The organism is Xanthomonas arboricola pv. populi (assembly GCF_002939945.1).
Taxonomy (GTDB): domain Bacteria; phylum Pseudomonadota; class Gammaproteobacteria; order Xanthomonadales; family Xanthomonadaceae; genus Xanthomonas; species Xanthomonas arboricola_A.
In genome coordinates, this window is record NZ_MDEB01000001.1 from 699,036 (window position 1) to 715,363 (window position 16,328).

Below are 16,328 nucleotides of genomic sequence, written 5' to 3' on the forward strand. Positions count from 1 at the left end.
GCGGCATCCATGCCGCGTAAGGTCCCGCGACGGTGAGCGGGCAAGGACCAGGCGAGATGGTCGGTGTGCATGGACGAGCCATGCATGCCGTACGGCCGTGCGATGCGATGAGCGGCAGTGCGGTGTGATCGGTTCTCTGCGATGCGAGCAATCTCGCTGCCATGCCGACATCACTTCACTCGTCAACGAAGACGCGTCTGGCCAACACGTTCCGCCATCGCTACGACGTTCGAAAAGAGTTATTAGCCACGCTTATTCCCCGCGCAGCACCTGCGCCAGGAACGGCGCGGTGCGGCTGCCACGCTGCCGCGCAACCGCCTCCGGCGCACCGGCCACCACGACAGCGCCACCTGCACCGCCCGCGCCCGGGCCCATGTCCAGCACCCAATCGCTGCTGGCGGCCACGCGCATGTCGTGTTCGACCACGATCACCGTATTGCCGGCTTCCACCAGGTCTTGCAGCTGACGCATCAAGGTATCCACGTCGGCCGGATGCAGGCCGGTGGTCGGCTCGTCCAGCACGTACACGGTGTCGCGTCGCTGCGCGCGTTGCAGTTCGGTCGCCAGCTTGATGCGCTGCGCCTCGCCACCGGACAGTTCGGTGGCCGGCTGGCCGAGCCGCAGATAGCCCAGCCCCACTTCGCGCAACACCTGCAGCGGGCGCAACACGCTGGCATCGTCGGCAAAGAAGCTGGCGGCCTGGTCCACCGTCATCTCCAGCACCTGCGCAATGTTGTGCCCACGCAGCGCGATCTCCAGGGTCTTGGCGTTGTAGCGCGCGCCGTGGCAGGTGGGGCATGGCGCGTACACGCTGGGCATGAACAGCAATTCCACGTGCACCGAGCCCTCGCCCTCGCAGGTGGCGCAGCGCCCCTTGGCGACATTGAACGAAAACTGCCCCGGGTCGTAACGGCGGCGGCGCGCAGCCGGTGTGGCGGCGAACAACTTGCGCACCGGATCGAACAGGCCGGTGTAGGTAGCCAAGTTCGAACGTGGCGTGCGGCCGATCGGTTTCTGGTCCACACGCACCAGACGCCGCACCTGGTCGAGCCCGCCGACGATCGCGCCACCCAGCGGCACCTGCGTGCCGCGCTCCAGCGGATCCAGCGCTTCGTCTTCCTCTGCCTGGGTTTGTCCAAGATGCGCGGCCAGCAATTCCACCAATGCCTGGCTCACCAGCGACGACTTGCCCGAGCCGGACACACCGGTCACGGTGGTGAACACACCCAGCGGCAGGTCCACATCCAGGTCGCGCACATTGTTGCGGGTGATGCCGCGCAGCTGCAGCCAACCGGTGGCTGCACGCGCATGGCTGTGCACCTGCGGCGGGGTGCCGAACAGGTAGCGGCGCGTGGACGAGGCTTCCACCTGCTCCAGTCCCGCCGGCGGGCCGCTGTACAACACCTGCCCGCCGTGTACGCCGGCCGCCGGGCCGACATCGACGATCCAGTCGGCGTGGCGGATCACATCCACCTCGTGTTCGACCACGAACACCGAATTGCCGGCGGCCTTGAGCTGATCCAGCGCGCCCAGCAGTGCCTGCGCATCGGCCGGATGCAGGCCCGCCGACGGTTCGTCCATCACATACACCACGCCGAACAATTGCGAGCGGATCTGCGTGGCCAGCCGCAGCCGTTGCAGCTCGCCCGGCGACAGCGTCGGCGTGCTGCGCTCCAGGCTGAGATAGCCCAGACCCAGCGCCTGCACCACGGCGATCCGCGCCCGCAGGTCGGCGGCGATGCGTTGCGCGGCGATCGCCTGCTCGGGATGCATGCCGGCCTGCGTGCGCTTGTCGTTGCGCTTGCGCTGGTCACCGTCACCTTCCGCAGCCGGACGCAGCAGGTCGGCCACCTCATCCAGCGGACGCCGCGACAGCTCGCCGATATCCAGGCCGGCAAAGGTCACCGACAGCGCCTCGCGCCGCAGCCGCTTGCCATCGCACTGCGGGCACTGGGTGCTGATCAGGTACTGCGCCACGCGCTTTTTCATCTGCGCGCTCTGCGTGGTGGCAAAGGTGTGCAGCACATAGCGCCGCGCACTGGTGAAGGTGCCCATGTAGCTGGGCTCCTCCTTGCGGCGCAGCGCGCGCTTGGCCTCGTCCAGGCTATAGCCGGCATACACCGGCACCACCGGTTGCTCGTCGGTGTAGAGGATCCAGTCGCGGGTCTTCTTCGGCAGCGTGTGCCACGGCAGGTCGACGTCGTGGCCGAGCGTGGTGAGGATGTCGCGCTGGTTCTGGCCATGCCAGGCACCGGGCCAGGCGGCGACCGCGCGCTCGCGGATGCTCAGCGCAGGATCCAGCACCATGGTCGCTTCGGTCGCGTCGTAGATGCGCCCCAGGCCGTGGCAGGTCGGGCAGGCACCGGCGGGGGTATTGGGCGAAAAGCCGTCGGCATAGATGATCTCCTGCCCCGGCGGGTAGCTGCCCGCACGCGAATACAGCATGCGCAGGGAATTGGAGATGGTGGTGACGCTGCCCACCGACGAGCGCGCGCTCGGCGCGCCGCGCGCCTGCTGCAAGGCCACCGCAGGCGGCAGCCCTTCGATGGAATCCACTTCCGGCACGCCCACCTGGTCGATCAGGCGCCGCGCATATGGCGAAATCGAATCGAGGTAACGCCGCTGCGCTTCGGCGAACACGGTACCGAACGCCAGCGACGACTTGCCCGAGCCGGACACACCGGTGAACACCACCAGCGCATCGCGCGGGATGTCCACGTCCACGTTCTTGAGGTTGTGCTCGCGCGCACCGCGCACGCGCACCAGGCCGGAGGACGATGAGATTGGATTGGACATGACCACCAGACCGACGTTCGACAACGCACTAGCCTAGCGCGGGACGCATGCAGCCAATGTCAGGGTTAACGGCCAGTCCTGCGGCGCCTGACGCTGATCGCCTTGAAATGCGTCGGTCGAGGGCCCTGCAGCAAACTCGCAGCGTCGAGAGCGCGGCGCCCTCACCGCTCGCGGGACACGCCGTGAACCCGTCCCTGGGGGGCTCGGTGGCGGCATCCTTGCCGCCACACGGTCCCGCAACCGGCGAGGACACCGCACCAGAGAGTTGGTCGGCGCTCATCTGAAAGGTTGTCTGTCGTGCGGCGCGCATCGGACGTGGAGCCGACGCTTCATGATCGAACAAGACACATCCAGCACTGCTCTTGCCATGCACACCGACCATCTGGACTGGTCCTTGCCCGCCCACCGTCGCGGGACCTTACGCGGCATGGATGCCGCGTAAGAGCTTACAGGGACGTACTTGCAGCGTGTCCCGCGATGGTGGGCAGGCAAGGACCCTGCAGCAAAATCACAGCGTCGAGGGCGCGGCGAGGACACCGCACCAGACAGTGTGCTGATTGTTTTACTGAAAGCTCTGCACGCCGGCCATCGTGACAGGTCCCTACAGCCAGGCCGCAGATCAGCTGCGCTACAACGCGATCAGCCCAGCGCGTGCGCCGGCACCGGCTGCTCGCCGGTCTCGGCCAAGTCCTGCATGCGCGTCACCACGCCAGTGAACAACCGCGTGGTAGCGGCCCCGCGTGTGCGGAAGATCGCTTCCAGCTCGCCGTAGTACCACAGCGTGCCGGCGCGCCCGGCGGTGAACACGTTGAAGATGTCCTGGCCCACGGCCGGGTTTTCCAGGTCCTGCACGATGGTGCGCGCGTTATAGAGCTTGTCGCAGCCGGACACCAGCAAGGCGCGTTCGGGCGTGTTGCGCAGGTGCTCAAGGTAGGCCAGCTTGCGCTCGCGCCAGTCGCGTTTGCGTGCGCTGGCGGTGTTGTCCACCTCGGCCTTGTCTTCGGCGGTGGCATCGGTGCATGCCATCACGATGTCGGCCACCGCATCGCCGAACTGCGCGCGGATCGAGGCCTCATGACCGCCGCCGCAATCTTCCACCACATCGTGCAGCAGCCCGGCGATGGCCTGTTCTTCGTCGCCGCCGCATTCCAGCACCAGCGTGGACACGCCCAGCAAATGGCTCAGATACGGAATCTGCGTGCCCTTGCGCACCTGCCCGGCATGGGCGATGCGCGCGTAATCCACAGCCAGGGCGTAACGTTCGGTGAGAGCGGTCATGGGGCGTCCGATGCGGGCAATGGCGCATTATCGCCGAGCCGGGTGACGCGCCAGGTGAGGATGGCGCGACGATGCATGTGCAGCCTCAATGACGCGCTGTTGCGGCCGATACCGCTAGGCTCACCCCACGCCGCACGACTGCCCAGCCATGCCCACGCTCCCCGTTTGCAACGCCTGCCGCGACGGCCAGGACTTTCCCACCGCCATCACCATGGCGTTCCAGCCGATCGTGGACGTATCCACCCGCAGCATCTACGCCGGCGAAGCGCTGGTGCGCGGGGTCAATGGCGAATCGGCCGGCAGCATCCTGGCTGCCGTGGATGAGCGCAACCGCTACGCCTTCGACCAGGCCTGCCGCATCAAGGCGATCGAATGCGCCGCGCAGATCGCGCTGCCGGCCTTGCTGTCGATCAACTTCATGCCCAACGCGGTCTACAACCCCGAACACTGCCTGCGCGCCACGCTCTCGGCCACCGCGCAGTACGGCTGGCCGCTGGACGCCATCATTTTCGAAGTCAGCGAACAGGAACACCTGGCCGAGCCGGCGCATCTGCTCGACATCATGCGCACCTATCAGGCACGCGGCCTGAAGACCGCCATCGACGACTTCGGCGCTGGCTACTCCGGCCTGGGCCTGCTGGCCGACTTCCAGCCGGACCTGCTCAAGCTGGATATCGCCCTGGTACGCGGCATAGACGCCGACCGCAGCCGCCAGGCCATCGTCCGCCACACCACCCGCATGTGCGAAGAACTCGGTATCGCAGTCATCGCCGAAGGCATCGAACACCCCGACGAATGCCGCGCCCTGCGCGACATGGGCATCCACCTGCAGCAAGGCTACCTGTTCGCCCGCCCACAGATCGGCGAGCTGCCGCAGGTGCACTGGCCGGAGTAAGAGGGTGCGTGCGCAAGAAGCACGCGAACCGCCCCCCCCTCAGCAGGCGCGCAATCGCCCAACACACAAAATCCGCACCCGCAGAAATCAAACAGCACGCAATCCGCTTTCCCGATTCCCTATTCCCTATTCCCTATTCCCCGGCACTGGCAAGTTCCGATGCCGGCACCGGATTGGCCTGATGTGCCAGGTATTGATGGATCTGCGCGACCACCGCCGCGCCCTCGCCCACCGCCGCGGCCACCCGCTTGACCGAGCCGGCCCGCACATCGCCGATGGCGAACACGCCGGGGCGGTTGGTTTCCAGCGGCAGACAGGCCGGCACGCCATCGCCGCGCGCGTTGCCGGTGACGACGAAGCCGCGCGCATCGGTCTCCACGCACTGCTGCAGCCAGCCGGTGTTGGGGTCGGCGCCGACGAACAGGAACAGATGCCGCAATTCCACCCGCGTGGTCTGGCCATCGGCGCGCGTGCGCAACACCGCCGCCTGCAGACCGCGCTCCGGATCGCCTTGCAGCGCGGACACTTCGGTGCCGGTATGCAGCTGCACATTCGGCAGCACGGCGATGCGGTCGATCAGATAGTGCGACATCGACGATTCCAGCCCGTCGCCGCGAATGATCAGGTGCAGTTCCTTCACCCGCGGCGCCAGGAACGCCACCGCCTGGCCGGCGGAATTGCCGCCGCCCACCAGCGCCACCACGCCGCCCTCGCACAGCCGCGCTTCCACCGGCGAGGCCCAGTACGACACGCCATGGCCTTCGAAACGCGCCAGCCCGTCGATCTCCGGACGCCGGTAACGCGCCCCGGAGGCAACCACCACGGTGCTGGCCAGCAGCTGCTTGCCATCGGCCAGATCCAGCTTCAGCGCGCCATCGTCGCGCCCGCATTCCAGCGTGCCGGCCTCGATCGGAATCGCCAGCTCGGCGCCGAATTTGAGCGCCTGGTTATAGGCGCGCCCGGCCAGCGCCTGGCCGGAAATACCCGTGGGAAAGCCCAGATAGTTTTCGATGCGTGCCGAGGCGCCGGCCTGGCCGCCGATGGCGCGCTGGTCCAGCACCAGCACCGACAGCCCTTCGGACGCCGCGTACACCGCCGTCGCCAGACCGGCCGGGCCGGCGCCAACAATCGCGACGTCGTAACGCTTGTCCGGGTCGATGTCCGGGGTCATGCCCAGGCAATGCGCCGCTTCGGCATCGCTGGGCTGGCGCAGCACCCTCCCGCTCGGGCACACCATCACCGGCAGTTCCTGCTTCTGGATGCCGAAGCGATGCACCAACGCGCGGCCTTCCTCGTCGGAGGCATCGATCACCGTGTTCGGGTAACCGTTGCGGGTCAGAAAGCCCTGCAAGCGGGTCAGATGCGGATCGTCCGGCTCGCCGATCAACACCGAGCCCGAGGCATCGCCTTCGATCAGGCCGACGCGGCGCAGGATCAACGCGCGCATCACCACCTCGCCCACTTCCGCCGAGCTGATCATCAGCGCGCGCAGATGCGCGGTGTCGAACGGCAGCGCCAGGCAGCCCTGCGGCCCGGCCCGCCCACCGGCCAGCGACGCGCGCCCGGCCAGCTGACTGACCTCGCCGGTGAACTGGCCGGGCGTGTGCGAGGTGACCGGCTTTTCGTTGCCCAGCCCGTCGCGCCGCACCACCTCGATGGCGCCTTCCAGCACCACCCACACCGGCGCGTGCGCATCGCCCACGTCGAACACGATCTCGCCCGCGTCGAAACGCTGCGCCGGCCCGCTGGCAAAACGCCGCGTGATCGCCAATTGGCCCGAGTCCAGCTCGGGAAACATCTGATGGTGGCGGGTATCGGCCAGGGACATGGAATGGCGACGCTGAGGGGCAGTACATGCAAGCATGGCCAGCCGTGAGGGCGATGGCAATCACCCGAACGGGCCATGCCGGGCGCGACAGAGCGTGCCTGCGCGAGCAGCGTACGCGCGTGCGCCGGCGCGCTGCTCGTGCAGGCATCACGGCCTCAGGCGGGTGCCCGTCGTGTGCGCGTGCACCCGAGGTGATCAGCACGACCAGCCGCAACCGTGTGCGCAAAACGTAGCTGAAGCACCTGCTGCGCTGGCCGCCAAGCGAACACGGCCCTGCCCGGTACCCGGCACGCAGCACTCGAACGCGCATGTTGCTCCGGTTGCTCCGGTTGCTCCGCACCGTGCCGACGAACGTGCACCACCTCTTGTCAGCCACGCTGCGTCTGCACCGGCTCCCAGTGCGGCCCGTGCTGACCGGCGGCCATGCGCTCGGCCGGGCGCACGCGAAACACCACGCTGATGCGCTCGCCCACCGCACGTGCGGTCTTGGCAATGCCGTGCTCGTGGCTCAGTTGCGAGGCATGGCTCATCGCCAGCAGACTGCCGGGCGCCAGCTCCACACCGATCGCCCGCGTGCTGCCATCTTTTGCGCGCAGCTGCATCCGCCGCGTCGCGCCCAGCGACACCAATGCGATCGGATACGGCGCCAGCAGCGTCTGCAGCTTGTCGTGATGCATCGCCACGCTGTCGCGGCCATCGCGATACAGATTCAGGCCCACGGCGTTGTAGGGCGCAGGCAACACGGTCTGCACCGCATCGAGCAGCGCCTGCAACGGCAAACCCGGCGGCAGCGGCGCATCCAGCCGATACGAGGCCAGCAGGCGCGGCACCTCCACCACACGGTCGTACATCTCGCGGCGCTGGCTGCGCCAGTCGGTCGCCTGGCGCAACGCGGCAAAGCACTGCTGCGCCACGGCAGGCGCCAGCAACTGCGGCCAATAGCGCACGCCGCCTTGCGCATCGTGCAGCAGCTGCACCGGCGCGGTGGGAGCATCGAACAGATCCATCGGGATCATATGCGGGCGGTTTGCGCGATTTCAGCAGCCGGGCGTTGCGCTTGCCTGCGGCCGGAGCAGTGCAGGTGCACGCTGTCTCGCATCTGCTGCAAGACCTTGCTGCGTGCAGAAAGACGACCGACCTGCGCACCCGCAACCTCCTGCGCGCAAGGCTGGCAACCCGTGGCGGCCACGCGCGTCCATCGCCTACCGCGGCCCGCGCATGCATTAGCGAGCTCAACGATGCAGCCATGGAGGCCATGCGATCAGGCCCGACAGCTGTGCTACGGTCCGGCGCTGCATCCGCCTGGAACCGTTCGCATGCAGCATCGCTCAATCGCCTTCTCTCCCCTGCGTTGGCTGGCGCTGCTTGCCGCCTGCGTCAGCTTTGCCGGCAATGCGGCGCCACGCACGGACGACGCGGGTTTCAGCGCGGTGGATCCGTTCATCGGCACCGGTGGCGAAGGCCACACCTATCCCGGTGCCACGGTGCCGTTCGGCATGGTGCAGCTGAGCCCGGACACGCAGATCAAGCCACGCAAGGAGGCCTATGGCTGGGCCGCCGGTTACCGGCATGGCGACACCACGATTGTCGGCTTCTCGCACACGCACTTTTCCGGCTCCGGGCATTCGGACCTGGGCGATGTCCTGCTGATGCCGCAAACCGGCCAGGTCAAGCTCGAACGCGGCGATGTCGCCACACCGGGCAGCGGCTACACCGCGCAGTTCGACCATGCCAGCGAGCAGGCGCAGCCCGGCTATTACGCGGTGACCTTGAAAGACCGCAACATCCGCGCCGAACTCACCGCCAGTGCGCGCGTGGGTGTGCATCGCTATCAGTTCCCCAAGGGCGTACCGGCGCATGTGCTGGTGGACCTGCGCACCAGCCTGTACGACTACCCCGGCAAGGTGCAGTGGTCGCGGCTGCGCGTGCGCGGCGATGGCACCGTCACCGGCTTTCGCGAAACCCGTGGCTGGGCGCCCGGCCGCCAGTTGTACTTCGCCATGCGCTTTTCGCGCCCGCTCACCGCCACGCAGTTGCACGACACCGAGCAGGACATCCCGTACAAGGGCTTTCCGCCACCGGGCGAGAAGAACCCCGCGCAGCGCGCACAGATCGAAGGCCGGCAGCTGGTCGGCGTGTTCGATGTTGCCAACGATGGCACGCCGCTGGTGGTCAAGGTCGCGCTGTCGCCGGTCAGCGAAGCCGGTGCCATCGCCAATCTCGATGCGGAGGTGCCCGGTTTCGATTTCGACCGCGTGCGCGCCGACGCGCGTGCGCAATGGACGCAGGCGCTGTCGGCGATCGACGCGCAAGGCACGCCGCAACAACGCACCCAGCTCTACACCGCGCTGTATCACACCCTGCTCGGTCCCACCCTGTTCATGGACGGCGATGGCCAGTACCGCGGGCCGGACAATGCCGTGCATCAGGCGCGTGGCTGGACCAACTACTCCACCTTCTCGCTGTGGGACACCTACCGCGCGCTGCACCCGCTGCTGACCCTGGTGCAGCCGCCGCAACGCAGCAGCGACATGGTCAATTCCCTGCTCGCCTCGCGCCGCGACAGCGCCTACGGCATCCTGCCGGTCTGGGCATTCCACGGCCTGGAAACCTGGTGCATGATCGGCTACCACGCCGTGCCGGTGATCGCCGACGCCTACATGAAAGGCATCGGCGGCTTCGATGCCAACGAAGCATTGGACGCCATGGTCGCCAGCGCCAACTACGGCCCCTACGACGGCATCGCGCAGTACCGCGAGCTGGGCTATGTGCCCATCGATGAAGAAGGCGAAGCCGCCTCCAAGACGCTGGAATATGCCTTCGACGACTGGACCATCGCGCGCATGGCCGACAAGCTCGGCAGGCCCGCCATCGCCGCAGAATTCAGCAAGCGCGCCGGCAACTGGAAACACGCCTTCGACCCGGCCACCGGCTACATGCGCGCACGCACCCGTGCCGGCGACTTCCGCGCGCCGTTCGATCCCTCGGCCAGCGGCTACGGCAGCGACTACACCGAAGGCAATGCCTGGCAGTACTCCTGGTATGTGCCGCAGGACGTCGCAGGACTTGCAGCCGCACATGGCGGCGACGACCAACTGCTCGCGCGCCTGGATGCGGTGTTCGATGCCAAGGTCGACCCCAAGGTGTTCGCGCATATGGAAGACATCACCGGCCTGATCGGCTGGTACGCGCACGGCAACGAGCCCAGCCACCATGTCGCCTATCTGTACGCCTACGCCGGCCAGCCCTGGCGCACCCAGGCGCGGCTGAGCCAGATCATGGACACCCAGTACCACGCCGGCCCCGAAGGCCTGGCCGGCAACGACGACCTCGGCCAGATGTCGGCCTGGTACGTGTTCACCACGCTGGGCTTCTATCCGGTGGCACCGGGCAGCAACCAGTACATCATCGGCCGCCCGTTCCTGCCGCGCGCCACGCTCCACCTGCCCAATGGCAAGCGCTTCAGCGTGATCGCCGATGGCCTGAGCAAGGCGCGCAGCTACGTCGGCAGCGTCACCCTCAACGGCCAGCCGCTGACCCGCGCCTACCTCACGCACGAAGAAATCCAGGCCGGCGGCGAGCTGCGCTTCCGCATGCAGGCCACGCCGAACACGCAATGGGCCACCGATCCGGCGCAGCGGCCGTATTCGATGTCCACCCAGACGCGCTGACGCGATCATCGACACCATCGCGCAACGACAAGCCAGGCACTCGCTACGTCTGCCTGGCTGATGCGTTCACGCCATGCACAACATTCGTTCACCCGCACGCATCGCCGTGGTTTCCAGACTGCACTGCATCGGCCGCAGCACGCTGCGGCCCTGCCATCCCCCACTGCAGGAGCCAGTGCATGTCCAGCACCAAGAACCAGTACGAAATGCAGAACCCGCTCACCCAGTTTCCGCAGCCTAAATTCCCGGAGCAAACCCAGGAAGCGCCAGGCACCATCCACGCATTGCAGCCCAAGGCCGACCACGGCGAGCAGAGCTACCAGGGCTTCGGCCGCCTGAAGGGCCGCAAGGCGCTGATCACCGGCGCCGATTCGGGCATCGGCCGCGCCACCGCGATTGCCTATGCACGCGAAGGCGCCGACATCGTGCTGAACTACCTGCCGGAGGAAGAACAGGATGCGGCGGAGGTGGTGCAGTTGATCCAGGCCGAAGGCCGCACCGCCATCAGCATCCCGGGCGACCTCAAGGACGAAGCGTTCTGCAATGAACTGGTCGCACGCGCGGTCAAGGAGCTCGGCGGGCTGGATCTGCTGGTCAACATCGCCGGCAAGCAGACTGCGGTGAAGGACATCGCCGACATCACTACCGAGCAGTTCGACGCCACCTACAAGACCAACGTGTATGCGATGTTCTGGCTCTGCAAGGCGGCCATCGCGCACCTGCCGCCGGGCGCATCCATCATCAACACCGGCTCGATCCAGTCCTACCAGCCCTCGCCGACGCTGCTGGACTATGCCTCCACCAAGGCGGCCATCGTCAACTTCACCAAGGGCCTGGCCCAGCAGGTCGCCGACAAGGGCATCCGCGTCAACGCGGTCGCACCCGGCCCGGTGTGGACCCCGCTGCAGCCCAGCGGCGGCCAGCCGCCGGAAAAGATTCCCGAGTTCGGCTCGGAAACCCCGCTCAAGCGTGCCGGCCAGCCGGTGGAGATGGCGCCGCTGTACGTGATTCTGGCCTCGCAGGAATCCAGCTATGTCACCGGCGAAGTGTTCGGTGCCACCGGCGGCTTGCTGCTGTCCTAATCCAGCTGAAAGCGTGTCCTAAGCCAGGCTGAAAGCGCGTTTACAGCGTAACGCCACCAGAACCCTGCCGACCGCTGCGTGCGCAGCGATCGGCAAGCGTTTCTTCGGTGGGCATTTCTTCGGCGGCGTTCTTGGTACTGGCGACAGCATCAACGGGTGACGCATCAGCGGGACGTACACGCACGATGGTCCAACCGGCGACGCAACGCTGGCTAAGAGCACCGTAAGCTCCCCTTCTCCCACCGGGAGAAGGTGCCCGAAGGGCGGATGAGGGAACGCAATCTCCCACCAACGCTCCGCCCAAGGTCCGCGCTTACTGCATCATCACCACCGTCTGGATCGCATGCGCCGGGATCTCCAACTCACTGGACGCGGCGCCCACATACAGGTTGTAGCGGATCGCCACGTCGCTGGCATTCATCACCACCGTCGCCAGGCTGCCATCAGTATTGAGAAAGGACGTCGTTGCCAGATTGCTGCGGCTGCTGGCCGCACTCACCCGCCGCGCACCGGGGCGGATGAACTTGGAAAAGTGGCCGATATACCAATAGCTCGGCGTATAGATCACATCACCTGTGCGCGTATCGGCATGCACCGGCGCAAAGCAGTAATTGCCCACGTGGTTCGGCCCGCCGTTCTGGTCGAGCAGGATGTTCCAATCGGTCCAGCCCACCGCCCCATGATTGAGATCATTGATGATCGCGGTGCCATAGCGTTCGCCGTTGGGCCAATGCTGCAGCTTTGCCGGGTCGAACTTCTCCACCGCCGCTTCGGTCAGCAATAGCGGCTTGTCCGGATACGCCTGCGCCACCGCCGCCACGTTCTCCACCATCGGCGCGAACCCGGCCCAGGTCTCGTACCAATGGAAGCCCATACCCCACGCGTATTTCGCCGCGCCCGGGTCGTCGAAGATCACGTGCGCCCGGTGCAGCATCATGTCGCGGTTGTGGTCCCACACGATGATCTTGCGGTCGCCATAGCCCGCCTGCTCCATCGTCGGACCGAGGTGGTTCTTCAGGAAGTCGCGCTCTTCCTCGGCGGAAAACACCATCGACTCCCAGGTCTGCACCGCCATCGGCTCGTTCTGCAGGCTGATGCCCCAGATCGGGATGCCGGCCCTCTCGTACGCCGCAATGAAGCGCGTGTAGTAGGTCGCCCAGGCCTGCGCATACGCGGGCAACAACTTGCCGCCCTTGAGCATGCTGTGGCTGTCTTTCATGAAGGCCGGCGCGCTCCACGGGCTGGCGAATGTCGTCAACGTGCCGCCGGCCGCCGCAATGGCCTGGCGCAGCATCGGGATGCGATAACGTTGATCGTGCCTGACCGAAAAGCTCTTCAGCGCCGCATCGCCGTCCTTGATGTAGGTATAGCTGCCGCTGCTGAAATCCGAGCTGTGGATGGTGGTGCGCGCCAGCGTATAGCCGATGCCTTTTTGCGGGTCGTAGTAGGCAGTGAGCAAGGCGCGCTGCGCAGGCTTGGGCAGCCTGGCAAAGGTCTCCGCACTGGCATCGGTGATCGCCCCGCCAATGCCCAGCACCTGCTGAAAGCGGCGCTGCGGATTGACGAAGATGGAGTTCTCCTTCTCGGTCAACGCATGCCCGGTCTTGGGCGCCTCGGCAGTGCTGGCGCGCATCTGCTGCGTTGCACCTTGGGCAGAGGTATAGACGCGTAGTGCGCCGCCGGGTGCTGCTGGCGGAGCAGCAGCACCCGCAACCGCAGCTTCTACCGCCTCCGATGCGGGCGTGGATGCAGACGATGCCGTCGATACCGGCATCGGAATTGGCGTTGCTGTTGTTGCTGTTGTTGCTGTTGTTGTTGTTGCTGCTGTTGTTGCTGCAGATGCAGATGCAGATGCAGATGCAGATGCAGATGCCAACACTATTTCAGTCGCAGCGCTCCAAATCCCAAGTGCTCCCATCACCGACCACGCAATCGCTCGCTTCACCGTGCACCCTCCCAGGTTGGTGACCAAGCCTAACCGACCAACGCAGCGCAACATCGCGCAACAAACGAGCGCAACCATGCATCCTTCCACCACCGGACTTTCCCTTCCCGAAGGGCCGGATGAGGGCACGTCTGCCGAAACTGCAACCGCGCCCCCGCAATCAAGGCAACAACATAAACCCCAACTGGAAAGACAGCCCCACGACTCCAGCAAACGTACCCTCACCCCAACCCCTCTCCCGCTGGAAAGGGGCTTCTGGTCTGCGCGCGGCATCAAAGCAACGAACCTCCATCACCCGCGCGCCAACCGATCCAGAATTCCAGGTACTTCCGCCCCAAGCTCCCGCGCCAGAAACCCCACCGGCCCGATCCGCTTGGCCAACTGCCTGCCCGCCGCCGCATGCACAAACACGCCCCATAACGCAGCGCCCAACGCATCGCAGCCGCGCGCGGCAAACCCGGCAATCAATCCCGCCAGGACATCGCCAGACCCGGACGTGCCCAACCCGGATGCGCCTCCGCGATGCATCCACAGCGCACCATCCGGCCCGGCAATAAAACTGTCCGCACCCTTGACGATCACCACGCTGCGCAGCTTCTGCGCAAACTTCAGCGCGTACGCGCCCGGCGCCGCTTCCACCGCCGCCTTGTCGTCGCCGGCCAGGGTGGCCATCTCGCCCGCGTGCGGCGTCAGCACGAACGGCCGCCCGATCGGCGCCCGCAGGCCACGCGACAACGCGCCGGCATCCAGCACCAAGGTGCACACCGCCTGTTCGGCAGCGCGCCTGACCATCGCCGTGGTGGTGGCCGACGACGCCATCCCCGGCCCGATCACTGCCGCATCGCAGGCCGCCATCGCCCCGTCCAGTGCGCGGTGCCCGCGCACGATCTCGCCCTGCCCGTTCTGCGCCAGCCCCAGCACCAGCGCCTCCGGCACCGCCAAGGCCATACCCGGCGCCACACTGGCGGCGGTGGCAATCTGCAGCTTGCCGGCACCGGTGCGCAGCGCCGCCTCGCCGGCCAGCAGTACCGCGCCCGGCACGCGCATCGAGCCACCCACGATCAACACGCGCCCGCGCTGCTCCTTGTCGCCCCCCGGGGCCGGCAACGGCATCGACCGCAAGGCGGGCGCGGTGAGCATGCGCACGCGCGGGGTGGCCATCAGCGTGCCCCGGCCGGGCGGTCGGATTCGGTGGTCACCGGCTCGTCGGCAAGCTCCGGCGGCACGAACTTGGTGCGCAGCAACTCCAGCGATTGCCCATCGGCCGCAGCCGCGTACTCGGTGACGCCGCAATTGGGCACATCGCCCTCGCGGTCGATGCCCAGGATGGTGGCCTCGTCCATCCGCTCGATCAGGTAGCGGAAGCAATTGACGATCACCTGGTGCCCCACGATCAGCACGCGCGCGCCCACATGGTTGCGCTGCAGGTCACCCACTACCCCGCGCAGGCGGAAGATCACATCGCACCAGCTCTCGCCACCGGGCGGGCGGAAGTAGAACTTGCCCACCAGCTTGCGCTGCTCGGCCAGCTCCGGAAAGGTCGCAAGAATGCCGGCCGTGGTGTAGCGGTCGAGCACGCCGAATTCCTTCTCGCGCAAACGCTCGTCCACGCTGACCGAATCGGCCCGCTGCCCCAGCGCACGCGCCACCGCAGCGGCGGTCTGGCGCGCACGCACGTAGGTGGAACTCAGGATCAGCGTCGGGCGCTCCTGCTCGGGCAAACCGGCCATCCACGCCCCCAACGCCTCGGCCTGGCGCTCGCCCAGCGCCGACAACGGCACATCCGCATCGCGGTGCTCCAGGTCGATCAAGGCCGCCCCGTTGGACTCGGCCACATCGCGCGCCACATTGCCCGCGCTCTGCCCATGCCGCACCACCCACAACCGCGCCGGCCACTGCGCCGAGACACCGGCTACCGCACTGTTCTCACTCACATGCTTCTCCTGCACAACGTCGACCTCACGTGTCGCACAGCCGCCGTGAAAACATGGTCGACCAGCGCATCCGTGACCGGCGTTTCAATACGCACGCGCATCCATGACTGATGGCACAGCAACAAGCGAACGCAACGGACGACGAACGCCGCGCCGCTATACTGCAGCCCCCCACCAGCCCGCCGCCCATGTCCAACGTCCTGTTGCTGCGCACGGCAAAAGAGCGCGAAGAACTGCTGCTGGAAGAGGTGCTGGACGCCACCGAGCAGTGCATCGACGCCATCGGCCTGAGCGCCACCAGCTTCGAACTGATCGCCGAGCGCGCCAGGGTCAGCTGCGGCAGCCTGCTGCAACGTTTCGAAGACAAGGACGCGCTGGTGCGCGCACTGCTGGAGCGCAACTACATGCGCGCCATCCGCCAGATGTGGCTGGTGGAACGCCCGGCCAACGTGCACGTGGTGGATTTCATCGCCGGCCTGCTCGAAGAATGGCTGCTGCAGGAAATCAACATCAAGCGCACCCGCATCGACCTGGAACTGCACCTGGCCACCCTGCGCGACCCGGTGCTGGCCGCCTTCATGCGCCGGCAGAGCGCATCGCTGATCGAACACCTCAGCGCCCTGCTCAAGCGCCTGCTGCGCGGCCACGCCGACCCGGCCAGCAGCGAACAGGAATTCCAGGCCCGCGTCTTCGCCGTCGCCGCCATGTGCGGCGGCCTGCACAGCGTGATGACCAGCGGCATGGAGCTCAACCGCATGCATCTGCAGTTGATCCTGCGGGAGAGTTTGTCGGGGATTTTGAAGTCGGCGCCGGTTTAGCGCCGCTAAGCCACCGAATCTCACGGACAGCGCTGCGCGGATGGCTTGGCACCGGGAATCGATCGGATAAGATCACCCCAC

12 protein-coding genes are annotated in these 16,328 nt (G+C 66.8%); 5 read left to right on the top strand and 7 right to left on the bottom strand.

From position 1 onward, the window contains the following. Window positions 1–252: 252 nt before the first annotated feature. Window positions 253–2,796, bottom strand: coding sequence for an excinuclease ABC subunit UvrA (locus tag XaplCFBP3123_RS03275; RefSeq protein WP_104533267.1), 2,544 nt, complete (start codon window positions 2,794–2,796; stop codon window positions 253–255). 639 nt (window positions 2,797–3,435) lie between these two features. After that, a complete protein-coding gene (locus tag XaplCFBP3123_RS03285) occupies window positions 3,436–4,074 on the bottom strand; it encodes an HD domain-containing protein (protein WP_104532770.1) in 639 nt (212 codons plus the stop codon). 148 nt (window positions 4,075–4,222) lie between these two features. Here XaplCFBP3123_RS03285 and XaplCFBP3123_RS03290 point away from each other — a divergent pair, with 148 nt between their 5' ends. After that, window positions 4,223–4,969: an EAL domain-containing protein gene (locus XaplCFBP3123_RS03290; protein WP_104532771.1), complete on the top strand. Its 747-nt coding sequence runs from the start codon at window positions 4,223–4,225 to the stop codon at window positions 4,967–4,969. A 133-nt stretch (window positions 4,970–5,102) separates the two neighbouring features. On the opposite strand, the gene XaplCFBP3123_RS03295 is transcribed toward XaplCFBP3123_RS03290, so the two are convergent. Further along, window positions 5,103–6,797 (bottom strand): FAD-dependent oxidoreductase, encoded by a 1,695-nt coding sequence (locus XaplCFBP3123_RS03295; protein ID WP_104532772.1) that lies wholly within the window; start codon window positions 6,795–6,797, stop codon window positions 5,103–5,105. Between the two features lie 368 nt (window positions 6,798–7,165). Beyond that, a complete protein-coding gene (locus XaplCFBP3123_RS03300) occupies window positions 7,166–7,804 on the bottom strand; it encodes an alpha-ketoglutarate-dependent dioxygenase AlkB family protein (RefSeq protein WP_104532773.1) in 639 nt (212 codons plus the stop codon). Between the two features lie 309 nt (window positions 7,805–8,113). Between XaplCFBP3123_RS03300 and XaplCFBP3123_RS03305 the strand changes: the two genes are divergently transcribed. Together XaplCFBP3123_RS03305 and XaplCFBP3123_RS03310 are read left to right on the top strand one after the other, a co-directional pair. Continuing rightward, on the top strand, window positions 8,114–10,468 hold the full coding sequence (locus XaplCFBP3123_RS03305) for a GH92 family glycosyl hydrolase (protein WP_104532774.1): 2,355 nt from the start codon (window positions 8,114–8,116) through the stop codon (window positions 10,466–10,468). A gap of 179 nt (window positions 10,469–10,647) precedes the next feature. Further along, complete coding sequence (locus XaplCFBP3123_RS03310; protein WP_104532775.1) at window positions 10,648–11,550, top strand: SDR family oxidoreductase; 903 nt, start codon at window positions 10,648–10,650, stop codon at window positions 11,548–11,550. 313 nt (window positions 11,551–11,863) lie between these two features. On the opposite strand, the gene XaplCFBP3123_RS03315 is transcribed toward XaplCFBP3123_RS03310, so the two are convergent. Beyond that, window positions 11,864–13,324 (bottom strand): glycoside hydrolase family 30 protein, encoded by a 1,461-nt coding sequence (locus XaplCFBP3123_RS03315; RefSeq protein ID WP_104532776.1) that lies wholly within the window; start codon window positions 13,322–13,324, stop codon window positions 11,864–11,866. Here XaplCFBP3123_RS03315 and XaplCFBP3123_RS03320 point away from each other — a divergent pair. Next, window positions 13,222–13,518: a hypothetical protein gene (locus tag XaplCFBP3123_RS03320; protein WP_146091265.1), complete on the top strand. Its 297-nt coding sequence runs from the start codon at window positions 13,222–13,224 to the stop codon at window positions 13,516–13,518. The genes XaplCFBP3123_RS03315 and XaplCFBP3123_RS03320 overlap by 103 nt on opposite strands. Before the next feature lie 268 nt (window positions 13,519–13,786). Here the strand turns inward: XaplCFBP3123_RS03320 and XaplCFBP3123_RS03325 are convergent, their stop codons facing one another. Continuing rightward, window positions 13,787–14,656 (bottom strand): NAD(P)H-hydrate dehydratase, encoded by an 870-nt coding sequence (locus tag XaplCFBP3123_RS03325; RefSeq protein WP_104532778.1) that lies wholly within the window; start codon window positions 14,654–14,656, stop codon window positions 13,787–13,789. Next, a complete protein-coding gene (locus XaplCFBP3123_RS03330) occupies window positions 14,656–15,444 on the bottom strand; it encodes a histidine phosphatase family protein (RefSeq protein WP_104532779.1) in 789 nt (262 codons plus the stop codon). The genes XaplCFBP3123_RS03325 and XaplCFBP3123_RS03330 overlap by 1 nt, the downstream gene beginning before the upstream one ends. A gap of 173 nt (window positions 15,445–15,617) precedes the next feature. Here XaplCFBP3123_RS03330 and XaplCFBP3123_RS03335 point away from each other — a divergent pair, with 173 nt between their 5' ends. After that, the gene (locus XaplCFBP3123_RS03335) at window positions 15,618–16,247 is read left to right on the top strand and encodes a TetR/AcrR family transcriptional regulator (protein ID WP_104533268.1); all 630 of its coding nucleotides are present in this window, start codon (window positions 15,618–15,620) and stop codon (window positions 16,245–16,247) included. Window positions 16,248–16,328: the final 81 nt, after the last annotated feature.